The sequence below is a fragment of the Prosthecobacter sp. genome, from assembly GCF_044373815.1.
In the GTDB taxonomy this organism is placed as follows: Bacteria; Verrucomicrobiota; Verrucomicrobiia; order Verrucomicrobiales; family Verrucomicrobiaceae; genus Prosthecobacter.
Genome location: NZ_JBIPNG010000635.1, coordinates 1 through 3104 on the forward strand (window position 1 = coordinate 1; position 3104 = coordinate 3104).

Annotated in this window: 4 protein-coding genes; 2 read left to right on the top strand and 2 right to left on the bottom strand. The window is 62.7% G+C overall.

The window, feature by feature from the left end:
• Both ACIREA_RS29475 and ACIREA_RS29480 read left to right on the top strand, forming a co-directional pair.
• Positions 1-997, top strand: a 997-nt coding sequence (locus tag ACIREA_RS29475) for a ThiF family adenylyltransferase (RefSeq protein WP_397385895.1), incomplete at its 5' end; no start/stop codon positions are given.
• The gene (locus ACIREA_RS29480) at positions 997-1191 is read left to right on the top strand and encodes a hypothetical protein (RefSeq protein ID WP_397385896.1); all 195 of its coding nucleotides are present in this window, start codon (positions 997-999) and stop codon (positions 1189-1191) included. The genes ACIREA_RS29475 and ACIREA_RS29480, both read left to right, overlap by 1 nt.
• A gap of 266 nt (positions 1192-1457) precedes the next feature.
• On the opposite strand, the gene ACIREA_RS29485 is transcribed toward ACIREA_RS29480, so the two are convergent.
• Together ACIREA_RS29485 and ACIREA_RS29490 are read right to left on the bottom strand one after the other, a co-directional pair.
• Positions 1458-2348 (bottom strand): alpha/beta fold hydrolase, encoded by an 891-nt coding sequence (locus ACIREA_RS29485; protein WP_397385897.1) that lies wholly within the window; start codon positions 2346-2348, stop codon positions 1458-1460.
• A gap of 24 nt (positions 2349-2372) precedes the next feature.
• Positions 2373-3101, bottom strand: coding sequence for a TIGR00730 family Rossman fold protein (locus tag ACIREA_RS29490; protein WP_397385898.1), 729 nt, complete (start codon positions 3099-3101; stop codon positions 2373-2375).
• Between the last annotated feature and the right edge of the window lie 3 nt (positions 3102-3104).

Genomic DNA, 3104 nt, shown 5'->3' on the forward strand with positions numbered 1-3104 from the left:
GTATCTGGCGGCGGCAGGCATCGGCGGACTCGGCCTGGTGGACCCGGATGTGGTGGAAATCACCAACCTGCAGCGGCAGATTCTCTTTGGGCAGAAGGACCTCGGGCGCAAGAAGCTGGACGCCGCACGCGACCGGCTGGCGGACATCAATCCGCATGTGGACATCCAGGTTTACCCGGAGCTTTTCACCGCGGCGAATGCCATGAAGATCGCGGCGGACTACGATGTCATCATTGATGGCACGGACAATTTCCCCACGCGCTACCTCAGCAACGATGTGGCCGTGTGGCTGCGAAAGCCGAATGTGTATGGCAGCATCCTGCGCTTTGACGGGCAGGTGGGGGTGTTTGCGCCGCATCTCGGTGCCCCCTGCTACCGCTGCATGTGCCCGCAGCCCCCGCCTCCGGGCATGGTGCCCTCCTGTGCGGAAGGCGGCGTGCTGGGCGTGCTGCCGGGGCTCATCGGCACCATGCAGGCGCTGGAGGCCATCAAGCTCATCACCGGCATCGGCCAGCCGCTCCTTGGAAAACTGATGCATGTGGACACGCTGAGCATGCGCTTCCGCACGCTGACCCTGCGCCGGGATCCGAGCTGCCCCGTGTGCGGCGATAATCCGACCATCACCGAACCCATCGACTACCAAGGCTTCTGCGGCATCACCGCCTCCGCCCCTCCAGATGTTCCCACCATGACCGTTCACGAACTCAAAGAACTCCGCGAAGCCGGAGACAATCACTTCCTGCTGGATGTGCGCGAGCCGCACGAGCAAAGCATCTCACGCATCACCGGCGCGGTGCTCATTCCCCTGGGCGAACTCGGAACCCGCACCGCCGAGCTGCCGCGTGACAGGCGCATCCTCGTCCACTGCAAGAGCGGCGGCCGCAGCGCGCGTGCCGTCAGCCTGCTGCGCGATCAGGGCTTTGAAAACGTCTGGAACATCTCCGGCGGCATCATCGCCTGGGCTCGTGAAATTGACCCCTCCATGGCTGAATATTGATGCAAAACGAAACCCAATGGCTCAATGATTTTCTGCCCCTGATGCGCTGCCCGGACACGCACCAGCCCCTGCGCCGCGCGACGCCGGAGGAGTGTGCGGCGAACAAGGTGGACGCTGCCCTGGCGACCGCCGATGGCACGCGGGTCTTTGTGATTGATAACGGGATTCCGATCTTGCTGCCGAGGCAGGAGTAGTGGAGCGAAGGGATCTTGGAGGTCGAAGTCCAAATGGGGCGCGTGACCATCCAGCGGGAATTTGGAGTGCGGCACGCGTAGCTGCCGCTTTCGAGCGTCTCGTGGTGCGCGTCGGCTGACCGGCCTGCAAAGAATCACCGGCTGCCGCATTCGGACATCTTCTTTCATTCGTGGGCCACCGAGTCCGGCGAAAGCGGTGGCTGCGTTCGTTCCTCACTCCGCGACCGCAGTCCAAATGGGCCGGTTGCGATAGGAATGCACTGGGACTACCCCACCTTCACCACCGGCACTTCCTTCTGCAATGCCGCCACGATGATCTGCTCCGCATGGGTGATGGGCAATGAGTAGTGGCCGTCGACCTCGGACCAGTGGGTCTCGGCCTGCGGGATGAGCTGGGCGATCTGCTGGGTGTAGGTCCAGGCGATGTTGCGGTCCTGTTTGCCGTGCCAGAGGCGGATGGGGAAATTGATCTGGCTGACTTCAAAGCCCCACTCGCTGAGGTAAATGTCCGCATCGGCGATGACACTGCGCGGGCCGCGATTCAAGGCACCGAGTGTGGCATCCCGCACCACGTCATAGATGCCGGGCTGCAGCAGCACGCGGCGGTCTTCCACGCCCAGCAGTTTCATGAGCCAGCGCAGCGGTGCCTTGTGCGGATTCCCCTTCGCCGCCATGCCGCCCACGCGCAGGACGAGCCCGAGGATGGTCGGAAAATAATGCCGCAGCTGGATCATGAAGCGGTAGAGCCAGAACATCTGCCGATCGCCCAAAAACTTCAGCGGCGGCGCACCGCAGATGATGGAGGCGGAGAGCAGGCGGCGCTTCAACTTCAGCGCGGTGACGAGGACATACGGGCCACCGCCCGACCAGCCGAGGACGTGGTAGTTGTCAGCACCCACATGCTTGGCGAGTTGTTCCAGAGTATCCGGCCAGTCGAGCAAGGCGCGGCGCTGCTGGAAATCCGACAGGCCGATGCCGGGGCGGTCCGGGCAGATGAGGCGCATGCCGTGCTTTTTGGCATGCTCATGGAAGAGGGAGCCCTGCACGCGTGAGGAGGGCCAGCCGTGGAAGTAGAAGGCCACCTCGCCGCGGGGATCACCGTACTCGCAATAGCCCAGCTTGCGGCCGTTGGAGAGGGTGAAGGTATGATCTGTCATGCGAGGGGGGCGGAGTGTGGAGTTTCAATGCGCGCCTTCAAGCGCCTTTTCACCCAGCAGGGCGCTGCTTTGCGGCACGCGGTAGCGGCGCAGGCCGAACTGCGTGACGGCCTTGTCCTGCAGATGGGCCACGGCTTCTTCCACGGAATCGGTCCATTTGATGAGATCGAGATCTTCCGCGCTGATGGTGGCGCCTTTGAGCATGTGCTCCATGAACTGGCGCATCTCCGGCCAGAAATCGCTGCCCATGATGACGATGGGGAAGCTCTTGAGCTTGCGCGTCTGGATGAGCGTGAGCGCCTCAAACATCTCATCCATGGTGCCAAAGCCGCCGGGCATGATGATGAAGCCGTAGCTATACTTGATGAGCAGCGTCTTGCGCACGAAGAAATGCTCCATGGTCACCCAGCGGTCGAGGTAAGGATTGTGGCTTTGTTCAAAGGGCAGGCGGATGTTGCAGCCGACGCTGCGTCCTCCAGCATCTTTTGCGCCACGATTGGCAGCTTCCATGATGCCGGGGCCGCCGCCAGTCAGAACGGTGAAGCCCATCTTCGCGATGGCCGCGCCCATGTCCCGCGCCAGCTGGTAGTAGCGGTGCTTTTCATCAAAGCGTGCGGAACCGAAGACGGTGATACAAGGACCCACGAAATGCAGGGAGCGAAAGCCGAGAATGAAGTCCTTCGCCACACTGTAGAGCAGCTGCAGATCCCGCAGACGGCGGTTCGGGCCGCTGAGGAGCGCGCGGTCTTCCAGCTT

Excerpts from the sequence above, each read along its gene's own strand:
- ACIREA_RS29485 (WP_397385897.1), bottom strand. The coding sequence starts at position 2,348 with ATGACAGATCATACCTTCACCCTCTCCAACGGCCGCAAGCTGGGCTAT.
- ACIREA_RS29480 (WP_397385896.1), top strand. The coding sequence starts at position 997 with ATGCAAAACGAAACCCAATGGCTCAATGATTTTCTGCCCCTGATGCGC.